This is a genomic window from Glycomyces sp. NPDC050141 (assembly GCF_055586545.1).
This window is the reverse complement of record NZ_JBVJHZ010000010.1, coordinates 37,373-56,675: the sequence shown is the minus strand read 5'-3', so window position 1 is coordinate 56,675 and position 19,303 is coordinate 37,373. Positions and strand designations below refer to the sequence as shown.

Sequence of the window (19,303 nt, the reverse complement as noted above, 5' to 3'; positions counted from 1 at the left end):
GCATGGAAACCATCTGCGAGTACGACCGGATCATCCCCGGCCGCGGCGTGGCCGCCCTCCTGGAGGACGGCACCCAGGTCGCCGTGTTCCGCCTCCACGACGACAGCCTCTACGCCGTGTCCAACCTGGACCCGTTCATGGACGCCAACGTCATGAGCCGGGGCCTCGTAGGCGACCGCGGCGGCGAGCCGGTCGTCACCAGCCCCCTGCTCAAGCAGGCGTTCTCGCTCAAGACCGGCGTCTGCCTCGACGATGCGACCGTCGCCCTGGAGGTCTTCGCCGTCGAAGTCCTCGACGGCCAGGTCCGCGTCGGCCTCAAATCGGAAGTGAAAGCGAGCGCCTGATGGTCGCAGCCCAAGCCCCTTCCCGTGACGCCGAGTCGCCGACGGCGCTCGCACCGCTGACCGGCTACACCGTGGCCGTCACGGCGCAGCGCCGCGCCGACGAGCTGGCGACCCTCCTGGAGCGCCGCGGCGCCCGCACGGTGGTCGCCCCGACGCTGCGCATCGTCCCCCTCCCGGACGACGAGGCGCTGCGAGCGGCCACAGTGGAGCTCATCCGCGAGGCCCCGGACCTCGTGGTGGCCACCACGGGGATCGGCTTCCGCGGCTGGCTCGAAGCCGCCGAGGGCTGGGGCATGGGCGACGACCTGCTCACCGTGATGGGCCGCGCGCGCATCCTGTGCCGCGGGCCCAAAGCCCTCGGCGCGGTGCGCGCGGCCGGGCTCACCGAGGAGTGGACCGCTCCGAGCGAGACCGGCGACGAGGTCGTGGAGTACCTGCGCGAGCACGGCGTCAACGGCCAGCGGGTCGCGATCCAGCTCCACGGCGACCCCGCCGAGGACTTCATCCAGACCGTGCGCGACGGCGGCGGCGCGGCCGTCGCCGTCCCGGTCTACCGCTGGACCCTCCCCACCGACATCACGCCCGTGCAGCGCCTCGTGGACGCCATCTGCGCCCGCCGCATCGACGCCGTGACGTTCACGTCGGCACCGGCCGCGAACGCGCTGCTGCGCATCGCAGGCGACCAGGCCGCCGACATGCTGGAGGCGTTCCGCGCCTCGGCAGAAGACAACGGCGTCCTGTCGGTCTCGGTCGGCCCGATCACCGCCGCGCCGCTGACGCGCCTCGGCGTCGAATCGGTGCAGCCGCAGCGGGCCCGGCTGGGAGCGCTCGTGCGCACCGTCGCCTCCGCGCTGCCCAAGCGCTCGCGGCAGATGCAGCTCGCGACCGGGCACAGCATCGAACTGCGCGGCCACATGGTCCTCCTCGACGACCAGCCGTTCCAGCTCCCGCCGGCCCCGATGGCCGTCATCCGGGCGCTGGCCTCGGCGAACGGCAAGGTCCTCTCCCGGGCCGAACTCCTCGGGCACCTGCCGCGCGGCGCCGACGGCCACGCCGTCGAGATGGCGGTCACCCGCCTGCGCGACGCCGTGCACCTCAGGTCCTGTGTGGAGACTGTGATCAAGCGGGGCTACCGCTTGAACCTCGAAATCTGATTTCTGCTGCTCGCGCCGCCCCACCGTTCCCCCGGTGGGGCGGCATTTTCGCGTCCTCCGGCTACGGCACGGCCATTGACCGGCCATTGAGGATGGGTGGCGGGACGCACCGCGACTCCGTACGATGAGGTTCCTGAGACCGTTCACGCCCGTTCGCTCGAGAATCGGAGGCCGCCATGGCATACCCGCCGGCGCCGCAGTATCCGCAGTCGCCCCCGCCGGGGCCGAAGACCAGGCCCGGATCGGTCACCGCCGTGGTGTGGACCCAGATCCTCACGGCCGTGCTGCTCGTCGCGAGCGGCATCGCGATGTTCTCGGTGATGAAGTCGGTCGAGGACACCGTCACCGCGCAGCTGCTCGAAGACCCTGAACTGGCGGAGTCGGGCCTGACGGCCGACAACGTCAGCTCGCTCATCACCTTCACGTTCGCGCTCATCGCGGGCGTCTACGTGATCATGGCGATCTTCTACGTGATCCTGGCGCTCTTGGTGAACGGCGGCAAGCGGCCCGCGCGGATCTTGAGCTGGATCCTCTCCGGTATCGGCCTGCTGTGCTGCGGCATCGGCGGGATCGTCGGTCAGCTCGGCTCGATGACGGCGAACGTCAACGGCCAGGCGTACGAGGACGAGGCGACGAAGGCCGTCGAGGAGGCGACTCCCGCCTGGGTCACCGCGATCGACTGGGCCACGCTCATCGTGCTCATCGTCGGCTCGCTGGTCATCATCATCCTGCTCGCGGTGCCGGCCTCGAACGAGTTCTTCCGCAAGGAGGAGCCGCCGATGGGCCCGTACATGGGCCAGCCGCCTTACGGCCAGCAGCCCCCGCAGCCGCCCTACGGGCAGCAGCCGCCCCAGCCGGGCCCGGGCCAGCCGCCCTACCCGCCCGCTTCCTAAGCGAGACTCGCACGGCCTCACCGGCGCTTCGGTGGGGCCGTTCTCGTTACCCGTCGTAGGCGGGTGTTTCTGCTTGCGGCACCGCGAAGCGGCGGTTGGCGTCGAGGTCGGCGAGGCCGTCGCTTGCGGGCTTGTCGTGCCAGGCGGCGAGGACTTCGCCCTCCTTCCGGCGGGAGAGACCCGCTTTCAGCTGGGGCGCTTCGGCGTTCGCGTCCCACCAGCGCTTTACCGTGTCGCCGAGGGCCGAGGCCTTGAACCCGGCGGCCGCGGCCGGGTCGGTGGGCCGGGTCTGGAAGCCGTCGTAATCGGGTGTCGGCACCCACATGCCGAGCGAATCGGGCCCGGCCCACGGGTTGACGCCCTGCTCGATCAGGAACTCCTGCGGCACCCAGGTCGGTTCCGGGGCTTCCTCGATGACGCCGTGCTCGACGAGCGCTTCGCCGACGGCGTCGAGGAACGCGCCGAATCCGAGCGGTGCGCCGATGGCGTCGACCGTGCCGCTCGCGCCCGCGTCGGCGGCGTCCAGGAGCCAGGCGGCGTAGTCCTCGACGTCGATCCACTGGACGGGCCGCTCGCGCGGGCCGGGCGCCAGGACCTCGCCGCCCTCCGCGAAGCGCAGCGGCCAGTAGCCGAGGCGGTCGTTGCGGTCCCCGGGGCCGACGATGAGGCCGGGGCGGGAGATGAACGCCTTGTCGCCCAGGCGTTCGCGCACCAGGTGTTCGCAGGCGACCTTGCTGGCGCCGTAGACCTCCAGGGCCGGGTCGGCGGAGTCGGGTGCGGTTGGGTCGTGGAGCTCGTCGCTCATCTTGTCGAAGTGCTTGTAGACGGAGATGGTGGAAACGAACGACCAGTGCGCGGCATTATCGGCGAGGACGTCGAGGACCGGGCCGACGAGCCCTGGCATGCGCGCGACATCGAAGACCGCGTCGAACTGCTTGCCGCGCAAGGCTTCGAGGCCTTCGCCGGTGGCGCGGTCGAGCTTGGCGAACTCGGCGCCTTCGGGCGGTTCGCCGCTGGTGCCGCGCGAGGCGACGGTGACGCGGTGGCCGCGTGCGACCGCGTGCTTCGCGATGGACTGAGACAGGAACACGGTCCCGCCGAGGACGAGGACGTTCTTCTCGGTGCTCATCACCCGAGCATGGACCCTGGCCGGGCGGCTGGCAAGGGCGGTTCGCCCTGAGCGGATCGGGGAGCGGAACTCGCGGAGCGGATGCGCATGTCGGGGCCGCGCAATACGATGGGGGGACAGGGGAGTGGAGGCCCGATGAGCGACGACGGCACCGAGTTCGACGAGTCCTTCTTCGCGTCCCTGGAGGCCGGACCGGACGAGCCGTTCGACGCGGCGCCGGAGGACGCGCTCGATTTCGAAGGCGGCGACGACATGGACGACTTCCAGTACGAGGCCGAAGGCGACGGCAGCTTCGAGACCGACGCAGCCGATGTCGACGGCCTGGATCTGGACGGCGGCGAGAGCTCGTTCTACGATTTCGACGGGGAATGAAGCCCGCTCGCGCCTTTCGTTAGGCTTTCGGCGTGAGCGACCACCAGCCCCGAGCCGCCTATGCCCGCCGGCCCCGAGACGAGGCCGAAGCGGTCGCCATCCAGACCGAGCTGGCCGGATGCGTGGTCGTCGCCGACGATGACAGTCCGATAGAGACGGTCGCCGGGCTCGATATCGCCTATGACAAGCACAGCGATACGGCTATCGCCACGGCCGTGGTGCTGCGGCGCGGCGATCTCGAGGTCGTGGACCAGTCCATCGTGCGCGGCTCCTCGGAATTCCCCTACGTGCCGGGCCTGCTCGCCTTCCGGGAACTACCGTTGCTGCTCAAAGCGATCGAAGCGCTCACGGTGACCCCCGACCTGTACGTGTGCGACGGCTACGGGCTCACCCACCCGCGCCGGTTCGGCCTGGCCTGCCACCTCGGCGTCGTCCTCGACGCGCCCGCAATCGGCGTCGCCAAGAACCCGCCGCATCTGCCCTGGGAGGCCCCCGGGCCCGAGCGCGGCGCGTGGACCGCGATCACCGCGGGCGGCGAGACCGTCGGCTGCGCGCTGCGCACCCAGGACGGCGTCAAGCCCGTGTACGTCTCGGTCGGCCACCGCGCGACCCTGCCGACCGCCCGCGACCTCGTCCTCGAACTCGCCCCGAAGTTCCGGCTCCCCGAGCCGATCCGCGCGGCGGACCAGTTGGGCCGCAGGCGACTCGCCGCGACCGAGTGACCACGGGGTAGGGCCGTCCTTACCCTGCACCGGGGCGCTCGCAGGATGGTTCCGGAACCGGGACTTCAATAGCGTTCAAGGTATGGAAAAACCCGAAACCGTCAAGAACGCCGCCCTCCTGTGGTCCACCGCGATCGTGGCCGGGATCGTCGAGACCGTGCTCGCCGTCAGCGAGATCGCCCAGGAATCCGGGATCGACGCCGGAGTCTGGATGAACATCGGCGTCCGCTCGATCGTCTACATCGGAGCTTTCGTGCTCGTGGGCTTCTTCGCGCGCGGCCACCGCTGGGCCCGTATCGGACTCGCCCTGCTGCTCTCCGTGGTCGGCCTGGCCGCGATGGTCGTGCCCTCCGCGATGCAGCTCGCCGACGGCGAATCGCTCATCGCGGCCGTCGGCGGGGACGGCGATTTCGCCATGGCCTTCTTCGTAACCCGGCTTGCGCACATCGCCGCCGTCCTGCTCGCCACCGGCCTCATGTTCAGCCCCGGCGCGAACGCCTACTTCCGCAAACCGCAGCTCGCGACCGCCTAGAAGCAGCGCTGCCCCGGCCTCGTCGGCCGGGGCAGCGCGCTATGCGCCGAAGTTGCCGAGCAGCCACTGCCGCTCGCCCTCCGGGAGCTCGGGCGCCTCCATGACCACCGGGACGAGGTCCTTGTCGCCCATCGCGGCCCGGAAGAACATCGCGGCGGTGACGCCGTGGTCGGGCCGGTGCACGACCTCCAGCTCGGCGCCCGCCTCCACGAAGCCCGGCTCGACCACCCGCATGTACGGGCCCGGCCGCGCCTCGCGGGTGAACGTCTTCAGCCAGCCGCGCTCGTCGACCCAGCCCCGGAACGTGCCGCAGGGGATGCGCGCGCCGGTCACCTGGAGCACCAGGCCGCCCGGCCCGGCCCATTGCTCGCCGATGACCGCGGCGTTGACGTCGTACCCGGTCGTCGTCAGGTTCTCCCCGAACGCGCCCGCCCCGAAATCACGGCCGACGAGCGAATTGAAGTGCGCGTAGTCCTCGGCGCCGTAGACGTACACGGCCTGGTTGGTGCCGCCGTGGTGCTGCACGTCGCCGACCTTGTCGCCCGCGAGGCCGACCGAGCCGTCGCCCTTCGGGCCCGGCGAGGTCACACGCACGGGACCCTCGACCGGCTGCTTGTCGATATAGGTGGTCGCGAGGCCCTTCCACGGGTTCTCCCGCGGCCTGCCCACGTTCACGCTGATGATCTTCACGGCTTGAAAGCCTAGTGAGCGCCCGCTCCCGGCTCAACCGCATTTGCCCTGTCGGACCCGCCGGATAGGCTTGCGTCGTGGGGGTGAGCACCAGGAAGCTGTTCCGCGACGACGCGGTCGTTCTGCGCACCTTCAAACTCGGCGAGGCCGACGCGATCGTGTCGCTGCTCGGACGCCAGCGCGGCCGCTACCGGGCCATGGCCAAGGGCCTGCGCCGCACCTCCTCCAAGTTCGGGGCGCGCCTCGCGCCCTTCAGCCACGTCGACCTGCAGCTCATCGAGGGCCGCGCCGAGCTGCACACCGTCACCCAGGCCGTCGGCCTCCACCTCTCCGGCGGCGCGATCGCCTCCGACTGGCCCGCGTACACCGCCGCGTGCGTCATCGCCGAAGCCGCCGAACGGCTCGTCCCCGAAGACCACCAGCCCGACCTCGACGTGTTCCAGCTGACGCTCGGCGCGTTCAGGGCGCTGGCCGAGACCGACATCCCGGCGGTACTGGTCATGGACTCGTACCTGCTGCGCGGCATGAAAAGCGCCGGTTGGGCGCCTTCGCTCGACCAGTGCGCGAGCTGCGGCAAGGACGGCGAGCACCGGGCGTTCGCGGTCGCGGCGGGCGGCGCGGTGTGCGGCGACTGCCGCCCCGGCGGCGCGACCGTCCCGAAGCCCGCGTCGCTGGAACTCATGCGCGCGTTGGAGAAAGGCGACTGGGCGAGCGCCAGGGCCGCGGACCCGCGCCAGCGCTCCGAGGCGGCCGGGCTCATCGCCGCGCACTTCCAGTGGCACTCCGAGCGGCCGCTGAAGACCTTGAAGTACGTGCCGCACCAGGCCTTACATGGTGCGCCGCAGGAACTCGACGGTGAGATCGAGGAGGGCGGCGCGGGCGGGCACGGTCTCGAAGCAGTGGTCGAGGCCTTCGAAGGCGTGCAGTTCGAGCCGGTCGCCGTAGGTCTCGCGGTACTTGTCGACGACATCTTCGGGGAGCAGTTCGTCCTCGGTGCCGCCCGCGAAGAGGACCGGCCCGGTGTGGGCGGCGGCGTCGCCCCAGGGGTCGATGCCGAAGCCGTCCTCGACGAACCGCCTGGTGACGGGCTTGCCGCCGAGGTCCTGGTAGCCGTTCTCGGCGATCTCGGGCCAGTAGTGGTCCTCGGCCGGTTCGTTCGCCTCGACGGCGAGCGCGGCGGGGGCCCAGAGGGCGAGCGTGCGGACGGGGTGCTTGGCGGCGGCGAGGGACGCGGTGAGGCCGCCGAGGCTCATGCCCAGGAGGGACAGGCGGTCGGGGTCGAGGGCGCGGTGGGAGGCGAGGGTCTCGAGGACGGCGGCGACCTGCGCGACCTGGTCGGAGACGGTGAGGTCGGCGAAGTCGCCGTCGGATTCGCCGCAGGCCGCGAAGTCGAAGCGGTAGGCGGCGAGGCCTTCGGCGGCGAGGCGGCGGGCGAGGGGCATGAAGATGTTGCCGAACTCGAAGCGGTTGGCGCCGAAGCCGTGGCAGAGGACGACGGCGGGCGCGGGGGACGGGTTCGGGTGGGGGAGGTGGAGGACGCCGCGGAGGGTGCGGCCGGCGTGCTCGACGTTGAGAGGTTCCACGGGCTGAACGTAACAGAGGGCACACGGATGCGCCATCGCGAAGAATGCGAGCGGTGCACGGGTTCGCGGTCGCCCCCGTTTTCCATGGTGCCCGGAGGGTCCGACATCGCGGCGGGGGCGGGCGTGGGCGGCGGGGTTCTCGTGCGCGGATTAGGATCGAGGCCCGCCGAAGACTCGCCCCGCCTTGGAGGTCATGTGAGCCGTACGTACGAGCCGCCGAAGCCGCACCCGTCCGGTGCGGTCCCGCCCGCGCTGCCGCGCGAGCTGGTCCCCAAACACGTGGCGCTCGTGATGGACGGCAACGGCCGCTGGGCCAAGGAGCGCGGCCTCAAGCGCACCGAGGGCCACACCATGGGCGAGGCCTCGCTCTTCGACACCATCGAGGGCGCCATCGAGATGGGCATCTCGACCCTCTCCGCGTACGCCTTCTCCACCGAGAACTGGCGCCGCAGCCCCGACGAGGTCCGCTGGCTCATGGGCTTCAACCGCGACGTCATCCACCGCCGCCGCGACGAGCTCTCCGCCATGGGCGTGCGCATCCGCTGGGCCGGACGCAGGCCGAAACTGTGGAAGAGCGTCATCTCCGAACTCGAAGTGGCCGAGGAGATGTCGAAGAAGAACGACAAGATCACGCTGCAGTTCTGCGTGAACTACGGCGGCCGCGCCGAGATCGCCGACGCCGCCGCGGCGCTCGCCCGGGACGTCAAAGCCGGGAAACTCAACCCCGACCGCGTCACCGAGAAGACCTTCGCGAAGTACCTGTACAACCCGGACCTGCCGGACGTCGACCTGTTCCTGCGCCCCTCCGGCGAGCAGCGCACCTCGAACTTCCTGCCGTGGCAGTCCGCGTACGCCGAGATGGTGTACCTCGACGTCCTCTGGCCCGACTTCGACCGCCGCCACCTGTGGCACGCCTGCGAGGTCTACGCGAGCAGGGACCGGAGATTTGGTGGGGCTGAACCGAACCCCGTGCAGGTCTGAGGCGGGCCCGGGGCTCACTTGAACGGCGTGAAGCCCCGCCCGCGCTCCTGCTCGGCCTGCATCTTGTCGACGGTGTTCTGCAGCCTGTCGATCCGCTCCAGGATGATCGCGGTGTCCGCCGAGATCTGGTCGTCGATGTCGTCGAGGCGCTGCGCCTCCTCCATCGACGCGAGCACCACGCCGAGCAGCAGGTTCACCAGCACGAACGCGCCGAACAGGATGAACACCAGGTAGTACGGCAGCGTCCACATGTTGTGTTCCATGCTGTTGCGCATGACGTTGCCCATGTCGTCGAACGCCACCAGCTGGAACAGGTTCAGCAGCGCCTTGCCCACGGTCCCGAAGTGCTCGGGGTCGCTGGCGCTGAACGCGATCCACCCGACCATCGCCCACAGGTACATGACGACGCCCGTGAGCGCGAACACGCCCGCCGACTTCGGCAGCGCCTTCCCGGCCGCGACCAGGATGATCCGCAGGGAAGGCAGCGACCGGAAGATCCGCACGATCCGCGCCAGCCGCAGCATGCGCAGGATCGTCACGTTCTCGCGCAGGCCCGGCATGAACGACGCGAACACGATCACGAAGTCGAAGACGTTCCAGCCGTCCTTGAAGAACTTCAGCGGCCGCCGCCCGAACGACACGAGCCCCGCGATCACCTCGAACGTGAAGAACGCCAGGCACGCGTAGTCGACCCGGTGCAGGAACACCGCCATCGCGGCCGAGTGCGGGAACGTCATCGCGCCCAGCGCGGCCGCGTTGACGAGGATCACCACCATCGACACCATCTGGAACCGCGGGTTCGCCAGCAGCCACCGGCAGGCGGCCGGGACGCGGCTGGGATCGGTACCTAGGGTGGGAACACGCACCGCACAAGAGTAATAAAGCAGAACACTCATGTACTTGTGGGTACGGTGAGCCGGGCGTTCACCGACCGGCGGCCATGCCGCACAATGGCAGCGTGAGCGCCGAACTCGCCGAGACCAGACCCCCAGCCGAGACCCCGGCCGCCCCGCCGACCCCCAAGCGCCGCGGGCTCACCTCCATCGAAGCCCTCGCGCTCCTGCTCATCTTCGGCCTCACCGCCCGCCCCGGCCTCACCGAGATCTTCGCCGCCCCAGCCGCCCAGGCCTGGTCCGCCCGGTTCGTCGCGGTCTGCGTGCAGGCGTTCCCGTTCCTCGTCCTCGGCGTGGCCCTCTCGGCAGCGATCAGCGCGTTCGTGCCCGCCGGGTTCTTCCACAAGGTCGTCCCCAAGCGCACCGCCCTCGCCGTCCCCGTCGCCGGGGTCGCCGGGGCCGTGCTGCCCGCCTGCGAATGCGCTTCCGTGCCCGTGGCCGGGGCTCTCGTGCGCCGCGGGGTCGCCCCCGCCGCCGCGTTCACCTTCATGCTCGCCTCGCCCGCGATCAACCCGATCGTGGTGGTCTCGACGATCGTGGCCTTCCCCGGCAACCCCCAGATGGTGATCGCGCGCGTCGCCGCCTCGCTCGCCGCCGCCATCACGATCGGCTGGCTCTGGGCGAAGCTCGGCAAGACCGAGTGGCTCAACCTCCCCAAGCACCACCACCACGACGACGGCAAATGGGCCGCGTTCTGGTCCGCGATCCGCCACGACTTCCTCCACGCGGGCGGCTACCTCGTCATCGGCGCCGCGATCGCCGCGAGCCTGAACACGCTCGTGCCCGAGACCTGGCTCCAGCCGATCGCCGACAACCCCGTGCTCGGGGTGCTCGCGCTGGCGGTCCTGGCGGTGCTCGTGTCGATCTGCTCGGAGTCGGACGCGTTCGTCGCGGCCTCCCTGACCCAGTTCTCGCCCACCGCGAAGCTGGCGTTCATGGTCGTGGGCCCGTTCATCGACGTGAAGCTCGCGGCGATGCAGGCCGGGACGTTCGGCCGCCGGTTCGCGCTGCGCTTCGCCCCGACCGCGTTCGTCGCGGCCGTGGCCGCGAGCGTGCTGATGGGAGTGCTGCTGCTGTGAGACGCGATGCGCAGGCGGTCGTCCTGCTCCTGGTCGGCGGCGGGATGCTGCGCCTGGCCTGGACGGGCGACTACCTCAACTACGTGAAGCCGTACGCGTTCTGGCTGATCGTCCCGGCCGGGGTCATCCTCGTCCTGGTCGCCGCCATCACCGGCGTGAATGCTTGGCTCGCAAGGAAAGAGGCCGACGACGGGCACGGCCACGGCGAGCCGAAGGTGGCGTGGCTGCTGCTCGCGCCCGTGGTCGGGATGCTGCTCGTGGCCCCCGACGCGCTCGGGTCGTACGAGGCCGAGCGCACCGGGACCGTGGTCGGCGCCGAGGAGAACCGCTCGAGCTACCCCGAGCTGCCCGACGACGTCGACCCCGTGCCGCTCACGCTGCTCGACTACGCCGCGCGGGCGATCTTCGACGAAGGCCAGACCCTGGAGGGCCACCGCATCCAGCTGCGCGGCTTCATCCTCTACGAAGGGGACGAGCCGCAGCTGGCGCGCATGGTCGTCTCCTGCTGCGCGGCCGACGCCCGGCCCGTCAAGATCGGTTTCGACGGCGAACTCCCGGCCGATCTGGAACCGGACCAGTGGGTCGAGGTCGTCGGCACCTACACCGACCGCCAGGGCCGGGACGAGATCAACGGCGAGCTCGTGCCGTACATCGAGGTCGAGTCGATCACCCCGATCGCGACCCCGGAGAACGAATACCAGTGATGCCCGTCATCCGCGCGTGTCGCCTTTCGGGTGAGCGCTGAAGCGTTTACGCTGCTCGCGAGTGTTGCTCCCTTCCGGGCCCCTCATATTAGATGTTGACAATGATTGTCATGACTGGGCAAGGTTCTCTCATGCGCCGTTCCCGATTCATCCTCGTGCCCGCCGTCGGCCTCGCCGCGGCCGCCGCCCTCGCCGCCTGCGGCTCCGGCTCCGACGACCCCGCCGCCGACGGCGAGATCAGCGTCGTCACCGCGTTCTACCCGCTCACGTTCGCGACCGAGCAGGTCGGCGGCGACCACGTCGCCGTCACCAACCTCACCCCGGCCGGCCAGGAGCCCCACGACCTCGAACTCGAGCCCTCCGACATCGCCGCGATCGAAGAGGCCGACTACGTCGTCTACCTCAAGGGCTTCATCCCCGAACTCGACGCCGCCGTCGAGGAGTACGCCGCCGACAAGTCCCTCGACGTGCTCACCGCCGTCGAGACCAGCGAGTACGACTACACGCAGGCCATCGAGGAAGAAGCAGAGCACGCCGAAGAGGCCACCGCCTCCGAGGACGAGCACGCCGAGGAGGAGGGCCACGAGCACGACGAAGAGCTCACCGGCGTCGACCTGCACGTCTGGCTCGACCCGATGCGCTACGGCCAGATCGGCACCGCCATCGGCGAGGGCCTCGCGGGCCTCGACGACGCCAACAAGGACGACTACACCGCCAACGCGGAAGCCTTCGCCGCCGACCTGACCTCGCTCGACGCCGAGTTCACCGACGCCCTCGCGTCGCGCACCAGCGACGCGATCGTCACCTCCCACGCCGCCTTCGGCTACCTCGCCGACCGCTACGCCCTCACCCAGATCGCCATCTCGGGCCTGAGCCCCGACCAGGAGCCCGACACCCAGCACATGGCCGAGGTCGCCGAGTACGTCAAGACCAACGGCATCACCACGATCTTCTTCGAGACCCTCGTGTCGCCCGACATCGCCGACACCCTCGCCGCCGAGACCGGCGCCGAGACCGCCGTCCTCAACCCGCTCGAAGGCCTCACCGCCGAGCAGGAGGACGCCGGAGCCGACTACTTCAGTGTGATGCGCGAGAACCTGGCCACGTTGCAGACGGCGCTGGGCGCGGCATAAGGCAGCATTAGCCCAATGCCCGTTCTCAACGTCAGCGGTGCGACCGTCTCCTACGGCGGTCGCGCCGTCGTGCGCGGCGTGGACCTCGCCGTCGAACCCGGAGAAGCCGTGGCCCTCATGGGCGCCAACGGCTCCGGGAAGTCCACGCTCATCAAGGCCGTCGCCGGGCTCGTCCCGCTCGCGGGCGGCACGATCGCGCTGTTCGGCACGCCGCAGAAGCGCTTCCGCGAATGGAAGCGCATCGGCTACGTCCCGCAGCGCACGGGCGCGGCCTCCGGCGTCCCCTCCACGGCCGCCGAGGTCGTCTCGCAGGGCCGCCTCGCCCACCGCCTCCTCGGCATGCCGCCCAAGCGCGCCGACCGCGAAGCGGTGACCCGCAGCCTCGCCGAAGTCGGCCTCGCCGACCACGCCCACTGCTCGGTCGACACGCTCTCGGGCGGCCAGCAGCAGCGCGTCCTCATCGCCCGCGCGCTCGCGACCGACCCCGAACTGCTCATCATGGACGAGCCCACCGTCGGCGTCGACGCCGAGACCCAGGCCGCGCTCGCCAAGGTCGTCTCCGACCGGATCGACGCCGGATGCGCGGTCCTCCTCGTCACCCACGAGCTCGGCCCGCTCACCGACCGGCTCGACCGCGCCGTGGTCCTCGCCGACGGCAAGGTCGTGCACGACGGCGCCCCGCCGCGCCCGGTCGGCGAGCACGCCGACCCGCACCACGAGCACGCCCACCCGCACGCCAACGGCACCACCGACGAAGCGATCTGGGGCGGCAAGTGAACCTCGACCTGTCGATCCTGGACTACTTCCAGTACGAGTTCATGCAGCGCGCCCTCATCAGCGCGCTCGTCGTCGGCCTCTGCGCCCCCGCCGTGGGCGTGTTCCTCGTCCAGAAGCGCCTGGCGCTCATCGGGGACGGCCTCGGCCACATCGCGCTCACCGGCGTCGCCATCGGCTTCCTCACCGGCGCCGCGCCGATGTGGACGACCCTCGCCGTCACGGTCGCCGCCTCGGTCGTCATGGAGATCCTGCGCAGCCACTCCAAGACCTCCGGCGACGTCGCGCTCGCCATGATGTTCTATGGCGGCATCGCAGGCGGCGTCTACCTGACCGGCATCGCCTCCGACAAGGGCGTCGCGAACCTCCAGCAGTACCTGTTCGGCTCGCTGCTCACCGCCGGATGGGACGAGGTCTGGACCATCGCGATCGGCGGCGCGGTCGTCGCGATCCTCATGCTCGTACTCCGGCCCTGGCTCACCGCGATCTGCGCCGACGAGCAGTATGCGCGCGTCTCCGGCCTCCCGGTCGGCGCGCTCAACCTGCTGCTGCTCATCACCACCGCCGTCACCGTCTCGGTCTCGATGCGCGCGGTCGGCCTGCTCCTGGTGAGCGCCCTCCTCGTCATCCCCGTCGTCACCGTCCAGCAGTTCACGCGCTCGTTCAAAGCGACCATGTTCGCCGCGATGGGCGCGGGCCTGCTCATCGCCGGTTCGGGCGTCGTCGCCTCCGCCGCGAAGGACGTCCCGCCCGGGTCCACGATCGTGCTCATCGGCGTCGCCGTCTTCGTCGTCACCGCCGTCCTCTCCGCGATCGTGCACCGCGTCCGCCGCGTCCGGCGCGGCCACCTCCCGCCCGAAGGCGAGCCGCTCGAGGTCGAACTGCCCGCCGCGAAAGCATGACCGGAGCGGGACCCGCGCCACCTGAGCCAGCGAACGCGCCCGGGACGCGATATTTTTGCGGGGTGCAGCCCGAGACCGAGCCAACCGAAGCCACCCCAGCCGACTACGAAGCGGCAGGGGAGCTGCTTCGCGCGCTCGCCGCGCCGCTGCGCATCGCGATCGTCATGGAACTGGCCGAAGGGCCGAAGTACGTGCACCAGATCGTCGAGACCCTCGGCGTGACCCAGCCGCTCGTCTCCCAGCATTTGCGGGTGCTCAGGGGAGCGGGTATCGTGCGCGGCACCCGGTCGGGCCGCGAGATCTCCTACTCGCTGATCGACGACCACATCGCGCACATCGTCACCGACGCCGTGCACCACGCCCGAGAGGAACGCTAGTGGCCACCAAGCCTCCGGCCGAGAACATGGCCCGCTCCACCAAGCAGCGGACCGCGATCCTCGAACTGCTCGAGCACGACGACGCCTTCCGCTCCGCCCAGGACCTCCACGCGATCCTCCGCGACGCCGGGTCCAAGATCGGCCTCACCACCGTCTACCGGACCCTCCAGGCCTTCGCCGAGGCCGACATCGTCGACGTCATGCGCCTGCCCGGCGGCGACCACCTGTACCGCCTCTGCTCGGCCGAGGAGCACCACCACCACCTGGTATGCCGCTCGTGCGGCAAGACCGTCGAGGTCGCCGGGCCCACCGTCGAACGCTGGGCCAACAAGGTCGCGGCCGACCACGGCTTCACCGAGGTCGGACACACGCTCGAACTCCACGGCCTCTGCGCCGACTGCTCGCGTTCTTTCGAAGCACAGTAGGGTGGCGCCGTGCTGGTTGTATATCGTTTCGCCGTAACCGAAGGCGAGACGGACGCCTTCTCCCGCGATGCCGAAGGCGCGCTCGCGGCGCTGGCCTCCTGCGCGGGCTACGAGCGCGGCGGCCTCGCCCGGGCGCTCGACTCGTTCACGGACGGCGAGGACGCGACCTGGATGCTCTGGACCGAGTGGAGCGACGTCGGCTCCTACCGCCGGGCGCTCTCCAACTTCCAGGTGAAGATGGCCACCCCGCTGCTCTCGCGCGCCCTGCCCGAGGCCTCCGGCTTCGAAATGCTCGCCGAATGCGCGCCCGGCGGCGAGCCGCAGCGCACCGGATCGGACCGCACCGTTGACCCCGACGAGGCCCGCCGGGAGGCCGCCCGATGACCGACCGGCCGAATCCCGAAGCGTCCCAACAGGACCAAGCCGCGTCGCCGGAAGTCCCGGTCGAACCGGTCTCTGCGGAACCGACGCCGCCGCTGCCTACCGCCATCGCGGAACCGGCCCCCGAACCTGAAGCGGCGCAACCGCAGGAGCCGGTCCAGGCCGAGCCGCGCACGACTGTCGAAGCGGTCGCCGAGCCGATGGCCGAACCTGTCGCGCCTGCGCAGATCGCCCCGGAACCGGGCGCGGCCCCGATCCCGATGGAACCGGAGCCTTCGGACTCGGCGACGCTTGCGAGCCGTACATTGGCAGAGCCGGAGCCGGTGTCGGTCGCGCCCGTCGCGTTCGCCGTCGAGACCGACGTGACGCTCGCGCTGCCGCCCACCACGAAAGAGGTCGAGCCGCCGCCCGTCCCCTCGGCCCCGCCGCAGCCCACGGGCGTCCCGGTCCCGTTCGCGGCCCCGCCGACCGGGCACTCCCGGCTCTTCGGACTGAAACTCGGCCTTGGCATCTCGCTCGGCACGCTGGCGGTCATCGGCGTCGCCGCCGCCCTCGTGATCGCGCTGGTCACGTTCACCAACTCGATCACCGAGAAGGTCGAGGCCACCGCCAGCGACTTCATCGGCGCGGTAGCCACCGACGACTGGGACACCGCGTACGCGATGCTCTGCGAGCCCTACCGCGAGCGCCCCGCCAACGACTACATCCCCGAGTGGGACAGCTGGGACGCCGAAGGCGCCGAGATCGGCCCCATGGACGCCGCCACCGGCAACGTCATCGTGGAGTTCCAGGACGGCACCGCGATCGAACTCGTCATCCCCATCGAGCAGACCAGCGAGACGCTCTCGACGAGCGTCTGCGGCTGGCAGGAAGTCGACGTCTAGTACCCGCCGTACGGCGGTTGCTGCGGCGGGTATCCGGGCTGCGGCTGCTGCCCGTACGGACCCGGCTGCTGCGGCGCCTGCTGTCCTCCCATCGGCACCATCATGATCAGCGCGGTCGCGGGCTTCGCCGGCGTCCAGGCCCGCACGCCGGGGGTCAGCAGGAGGATGAAGATCAGGGTGACGAGCGCGAGTCGGCCGATGCTCCAGCCGAACACAGAGATCACGGGGTCGACCTGGCCCGGCAGCGGCGGCAGGTCGTAGAGGCCGTCGATGTACTCGATGATCACGAACGTCAGGATCAGGCCCGCGCCGAGGAACGCGAGGATCGACCAGATGATGCCGAAGATCCGGCCGCCCACCTTGCCCTTGAAGACGAGCGGGGCCGCGATGAGCGCGCCGATGATGCAGACCGCGTGGACCGTCAGGTCGATTACCGGGGCCCGGTGTCCGGCGACGAAGAGCGCATCGGTCACGCCGTAGGTGTACTCGGAGAAGGCGATCACGAAGCGCATCAGGTTGACGGTGCCCCAAGCGGAGATGGCGGCGAGGAGCAGCATCGCGACGACGGCGAAGGTCACCGCGCCCGGGCGGGTGGCCGGGCGCTCGGCCGGGCCCTGCGGGGCGGCCATGCCCATCGGCGCCGCGCCGGGCATCGCGCCCATCGCCATGCCGGGCATCTGCACTTCGCCTCTCTGGATGCGGTGCATGAGGATCCACTGCCGCGCCGACTTGGAGCACAGGAGTCCCAGCAGCGTGCCGTACAGGCCCACAAGCACCGCGGCGATCGTGAGCATGATGTCGCCGCCCGAGTCGAACATGACGACGCCGTAGATGAACCCGGTGAGGCTCAAGGCGAGTCCGAGGATCGCGCTGATGAGCGACCAGATCCACGCCCAGCGCTTGCCGCGCGCGATCTGCACGCCGCTGGCGAGCGACTGGATCGCCGAGTACACCGCGAACGCGAGGCCGATGAGGCTGAACGGGTTGAAGAACTCGACCATGCTCATGACCGAGAAGACGTTCCCGACCGCGCTGACAGCCAGGAATATATAGAGGATGACCTGGATGCCGGTGATCGTGCCGGGCTTGGTCATCGACAACCCTGCGGGCGGGAGCTGACCGGGGAGCGGCTGCTCGGGCGAGTACTGCGCCGGGCCGTACGCGCCGCCGGGGCCCATCTGCGGGGCGGGCTGCGGGGGAGGGGCGGGCTGGTACTGCAGGTGCATCCGGTCCGGGGGCGGGGGCGGCATGGTCATGGGGGCGCGTTCCTCATTATTCGGGGCTTCGGTAGCGGTCACCTTACCGGACCGCACCCAATCCGGTGGCGCCCAATCGGGTGGTCCGCACCGGTTCACGGTGGTTCGGGCGTGTCCGCACTGCACATTCACGGCTCGCAAGCTTCGCCATGGGCCGCAATCCCTTCGCGTCCCTGTTCGCCCTGGGAGTCCATTTCACGCGTTCCCGTGATGCGGCGGTTTGCTAGTCTGACTGACGCCGAACGACCTCCGAGTGAAGCAGGACGCGCTGTGGCTGAGACGACGCCCACTTCCCATACCTTCCAAGTGGACCTGCGCGGCCTGGTGGACCTCTTGTCCCACCACCTGTACTCGTCGCCGAAGGTGTACGTGCGCGAGCTGCTGCAGAACGCGGTGGACGCCATCACCGCGCGCGCCCAGACCGACCCCGGCTTCCAGGCGGGGGACCAGCATGTCGCGATCGTCGCCGACGGCAAGCGCCTGCGGATCACCGATCCCGGTGTGGGCCTGACGCTCGAAGAGGTCCACAAGCTGCTCGCCACGATCGGCGGCTCCTCCAAGCGCGACGAGGAGATCGAGGGCGCGCGACGGGACTTCTTGGGGCAGTTCGGCATCGGCCTCCTCGCCTGCTTCACCGTCGCCTCGGTCATCACGGTGACCTCGCGTTCGGCGAAGGACCCGTCCGCTCCCGTGGTCCGGTGGGCCGCCCGTGACGACGGCTCCTACACCGTCACCGAAGTGGCGCAGAGCGAACACCCCGAGCCGGGCACGACGGTCGAGCTCGAGGCCCGCCGCGGCGAGGACTGGCTGCAGCCCAAGCGGGTCGTGGACCTCGCCCGCGAGTACGGGTCGCTGCTGCCGGTGCGCATCACCGTCTCCGACGGCGGTACGCCCGTGGAAGTCTCGGACACGCCGCCGCTGTGGGAACGGGCGCACCCGACCCCGACGGCCCGCCGCCTCGCGCTGAACAGCTACTGCGAGCAGGTGCTCGGCTTCCCGCCGCTCGACGTGATCGACCTCGACATCCCGCTCTCGGGCCTCAAGGGCTTCGCGTTCGTCCTGCCGCACGCCACCTCGCCCTCGACCCGCCCGGCGCACCGCGTGCACCTCAAGCGGATGCTCCTGACCGACACCGCGGACAACCTGGTCCCCGAGTGGGCGTTCTTCGTGCGCTGCGTGATCGACACCGATGCCCTGCGCCCCACCGCCTCCCGCGAGTCCCTCTACGACGACGAGGCGCTCGCGGTCGCCCGGGACGCGATCGGCGCCCAGGTCCGCGAGTGGATCTCCCGCCTCGCCGCCGAGGATCCCGACCGCCTCGAAGCCTTCCTCGCCGTGCACGAGCTCGGCGTGAAGGCCCTCGCCCGCCACGACCCCGAACTCCTCGCGGCGATGCTGCCGTGGCTGCGGTTCGAGACCACCGCCGGGCACACCAACCTGCCCGATTTCGCCCGCGCCTACCAGCCGATCTACCTGGCCTCCAGCGTGGACGAGTACCGGCAGGTCGCCCCGATCGCCGCCGCGCAGGGCATCGGCGTCGTCAACGGCGGCTACACCTACGACACCGAGCTCGTGCAGGCCCTGCCGCGCCTCGACCCGCAGATCAAGGTCGAGAACCTGCAGCCGGGCGTGATCTCGGCGAGCCTCGACCCGGTCGACACCGCCACCGAGCTGGCGCTGCAGTCGTTCCTGAACGCCGCGCGCGCCCGGCTCGACACCGTCGACGTGGACGTGGTCGTGCGCGAGTTCAACCCCGTCTCGGTGCCCGCGCTGCTCCTGGACGACCGCGAGTCCCGCCGCGAACGCCAACGGGCCGAAGCGGAAGCGGAGGCCGACGACTTGTGGGGCGGCATCCTCGCCTCCATCAAGCAGCACGCGCCGCGCGCGCAGCTCGTCCTCAACCACCGCAACCCCACCGTCCGCCGCGTCAGTGGGATCGGCGACCCCGGGCTCGCGGGCACCGCGGTCGAGTCCCTGTACGGTCAGGCGCTCCTGATGAGCCACCGGCCGCTGCGCAGCGCCGACACCGCACTCCTCAACCGTTCCTTCATGAACCTGCTGGAACACATCACCCAGGACTGAGCCGCACCCCATC

At 70.5% G+C, this 19,303-nt stretch carries 22 protein-coding genes and 1 pseudogene; 18 read left to right on the top strand and 5 right to left on the bottom strand.

Going from position 1 to position 19,303, the window contains the following annotated elements; translation table 11 throughout:
• The first annotated feature begins 2 nt into the window (after positions 1–2).
• The 3 genes from nirD to ACZ60M_RS08805 all read left to right on the top strand — a co-directional run bounded on the left by nirD (position 3) and on the right by ACZ60M_RS08805 (position 2,391).
• A complete protein-coding gene (gene nirD, locus ACZ60M_RS08815; RefSeq protein WP_465416162.1) occupies positions 3–344 on the top strand; it encodes a nitrite reductase small subunit NirD in 342 nt (113 codons plus the stop codon).
• Entirely contained in the window at positions 344–1,498 is a 1,155-nt protein-coding gene (locus ACZ60M_RS08810) for a uroporphyrinogen-III synthase (RefSeq protein WP_465416160.1), read from the top strand. The genes nirD and ACZ60M_RS08810 overlap by 1 nt, the downstream gene beginning before the upstream one ends.
• Before the next feature lie 176 nt (positions 1,499–1,674).
• Positions 1,675–2,391, top strand: a complete 717-nt coding sequence (locus ACZ60M_RS08805; RefSeq protein WP_465416158.1) for a hypothetical protein — start codon at positions 1,675–1,677, stop codon at positions 2,389–2,391.
• A gap of 46 nt (positions 2,392–2,437) precedes the next feature.
• Here ACZ60M_RS08805 and ACZ60M_RS08800 read toward each other — a convergent pair whose 3' ends face one another.
• Complete coding sequence (locus tag ACZ60M_RS08800; RefSeq protein WP_465416156.1) at positions 2,438–3,520, bottom strand: NAD-dependent epimerase/dehydratase family protein; 1,083 nt, start codon at positions 3,518–3,520, stop codon at positions 2,438–2,440.
• A 135-nt stretch (positions 3,521–3,655) separates the two neighbouring features.
• On the opposite strand from ACZ60M_RS08800, the gene ACZ60M_RS08795 reads away from it, so the two are divergent.
• The 3 genes from ACZ60M_RS08795 to ACZ60M_RS08785 all read left to right on the top strand — a co-directional run bounded on the left by ACZ60M_RS08795 (position 3,656) and on the right by ACZ60M_RS08785 (position 5,146).
• Positions 3,656–3,892 carry a hypothetical protein gene (locus tag ACZ60M_RS08795; RefSeq protein WP_465416154.1) on the top strand — a complete coding sequence of 79 codons (237 nt, stop codon included), beginning with the start codon at positions 3,656–3,658 and terminating at the stop codon, positions 3,890–3,892.
• Positions 3,893–3,924: 32 nt separating this feature from the next.
• Positions 3,925–4,614, top strand: a complete 690-nt coding sequence (locus tag ACZ60M_RS08790) for an endonuclease V (protein WP_465416152.1) — start codon at positions 3,925–3,927, stop codon at positions 4,612–4,614.
• A gap of 82 nt (positions 4,615–4,696) precedes the next feature.
• On the top strand, positions 4,697–5,146 hold the full coding sequence (locus tag ACZ60M_RS08785; protein WP_465416150.1) for a hypothetical protein: 450 nt from the start codon (positions 4,697–4,699) through the stop codon (positions 5,144–5,146).
• 39 nt (positions 5,147–5,185) lie between these two features.
• Here the strand turns inward: ACZ60M_RS08785 and ACZ60M_RS08780 are convergent, their stop codons facing one another.
• Positions 5,186–5,836: an MOSC domain-containing protein gene (locus ACZ60M_RS08780; RefSeq protein ID WP_465416148.1), complete on the bottom strand. Its 651-nt coding sequence runs from the start codon at positions 5,834–5,836 to the stop codon at positions 5,186–5,188.
• Positions 5,837–5,913: 77 nt separating this feature from the next.
• Between ACZ60M_RS08780 and recO the strand changes: the two are divergent.
• A pseudogene (recO, locus tag ACZ60M_RS08775) lies at positions 5,914–6,582 on the top strand (DNA repair protein RecO); the annotation flags it as partial.
• Positions 6,583–6,663: 81 nt separating this feature from the next.
• Here recO and ACZ60M_RS08770 read toward each other — a convergent pair.
• Positions 6,664–7,419 carry an alpha/beta hydrolase family protein gene (locus tag ACZ60M_RS08770; RefSeq protein ID WP_465416291.1) on the bottom strand — a complete coding sequence of 252 codons (756 nt, stop codon included), beginning with the start codon at positions 7,417–7,419 and terminating at the stop codon, positions 6,664–6,666.
• A gap of 195 nt (positions 7,420–7,614) precedes the next feature.
• Between ACZ60M_RS08770 and ACZ60M_RS08765 the strand changes: the two genes are divergently transcribed.
• Positions 7,615–8,400 (top strand): isoprenyl transferase, encoded by a 786-nt coding sequence (locus tag ACZ60M_RS08765; RefSeq protein ID WP_465416289.1) that lies wholly within the window; start codon positions 7,615–7,617, stop codon positions 8,398–8,400.
• A gap of 14 nt (positions 8,401–8,414) precedes the next feature.
• Here ACZ60M_RS08765 and ACZ60M_RS08760 read toward each other — a convergent pair whose 3' ends face one another.
• Positions 8,415–9,266, bottom strand: a complete 852-nt coding sequence (locus ACZ60M_RS08760) for an ion transporter (protein WP_465416146.1) — start codon at positions 9,264–9,266, stop codon at positions 8,415–8,417.
• A 74-nt stretch (positions 9,267–9,340) separates the two neighbouring features.
• Between ACZ60M_RS08760 and ACZ60M_RS08755 the strand changes: the two genes are divergently transcribed.
• The 9 genes from ACZ60M_RS08755 to ACZ60M_RS08715 all read left to right on the top strand — a co-directional run bounded on the left by ACZ60M_RS08755 (position 9,341) and on the right by ACZ60M_RS08715 (position 15,952).
• On the top strand, positions 9,341–10,372 hold the full coding sequence (locus ACZ60M_RS08755; protein WP_465416144.1) for a permease: 1,032 nt from the start codon (positions 9,341–9,343) through the stop codon (positions 10,370–10,372).
• Entirely contained in the window at positions 10,369–11,076 is a 708-nt protein-coding gene (locus ACZ60M_RS08750; RefSeq protein WP_465416142.1) for a TIGR03943 family putative permease subunit, read from the top strand. The genes ACZ60M_RS08755 and ACZ60M_RS08750 overlap by 4 nt, the downstream gene beginning before the upstream one ends.
• A gap of 131 nt (positions 11,077–11,207) precedes the next feature.
• On the top strand, positions 11,208–12,209 hold the full coding sequence (locus ACZ60M_RS08745; protein WP_465416140.1) for a metal ABC transporter solute-binding protein, Zn/Mn family: 1,002 nt from the start codon (positions 11,208–11,210) through the stop codon (positions 12,207–12,209).
• A gap of 15 nt (positions 12,210–12,224) precedes the next feature.
• A complete protein-coding gene (locus tag ACZ60M_RS08740) occupies positions 12,225–12,986 on the top strand; it encodes a metal ABC transporter ATP-binding protein (protein ID WP_465416138.1) in 762 nt (253 codons plus the stop codon).
• A 17-nt stretch (positions 12,987–13,003) separates the two neighbouring features.
• Positions 13,004–13,885, top strand: a complete 882-nt coding sequence (locus ACZ60M_RS08735; RefSeq protein WP_465416287.1) for a metal ABC transporter permease — start codon at positions 13,004–13,006, stop codon at positions 13,883–13,885.
• Positions 13,886–13,947: 62 nt separating this feature from the next.
• Complete coding sequence (locus tag ACZ60M_RS08730; RefSeq protein ID WP_465416136.1) at positions 13,948–14,262, top strand: ArsR/SmtB family transcription factor; 315 nt, start codon at positions 13,948–13,950, stop codon at positions 14,260–14,262.
• Positions 14,263–14,288: 26 nt separating this feature from the next.
• Positions 14,289–14,687: a Fur family transcriptional regulator gene (locus ACZ60M_RS08725; protein ID WP_465416285.1), complete on the top strand. Its 399-nt coding sequence runs from the start codon at positions 14,289–14,291 to the stop codon at positions 14,685–14,687.
• 9 nt (positions 14,688–14,696) lie between these two features.
• Positions 14,697–15,071, top strand: a complete 375-nt coding sequence (locus tag ACZ60M_RS08720; RefSeq protein WP_465416134.1) for an antibiotic biosynthesis monooxygenase — start codon at positions 14,697–14,699, stop codon at positions 15,069–15,071.
• The gene (locus tag ACZ60M_RS08715; protein WP_465416132.1) at positions 15,068–15,952 is read left to right on the top strand and encodes a hypothetical protein; all 885 of its coding nucleotides are present in this window, start codon (positions 15,068–15,070) and stop codon (positions 15,950–15,952) included. The genes ACZ60M_RS08720 and ACZ60M_RS08715 overlap by 4 nt, the downstream gene beginning before the upstream one ends.
• Here the strand turns inward: ACZ60M_RS08715 and ACZ60M_RS08710 are convergent.
• Positions 15,949–17,208: a hypothetical protein gene (locus tag ACZ60M_RS08710; protein WP_465416130.1), complete on the bottom strand. Its 1,260-nt coding sequence runs from the start codon at positions 17,206–17,208 to the stop codon at positions 15,949–15,951. The genes ACZ60M_RS08715 and ACZ60M_RS08710 overlap by 4 nt on opposite strands.
• A 270-nt stretch (positions 17,209–17,478) precedes the next feature.
• Between ACZ60M_RS08710 and ACZ60M_RS08705 the strand changes: the two genes are divergently transcribed.
• The gene (locus tag ACZ60M_RS08705) at positions 17,479–19,290 is read left to right on the top strand and encodes an HSP90 family protein (protein WP_465416128.1); all 1,812 of its coding nucleotides are present in this window, start codon (positions 17,479–17,481) and stop codon (positions 19,288–19,290) included.
• Positions 19,291–19,303: the final 13 nt, after the last annotated feature.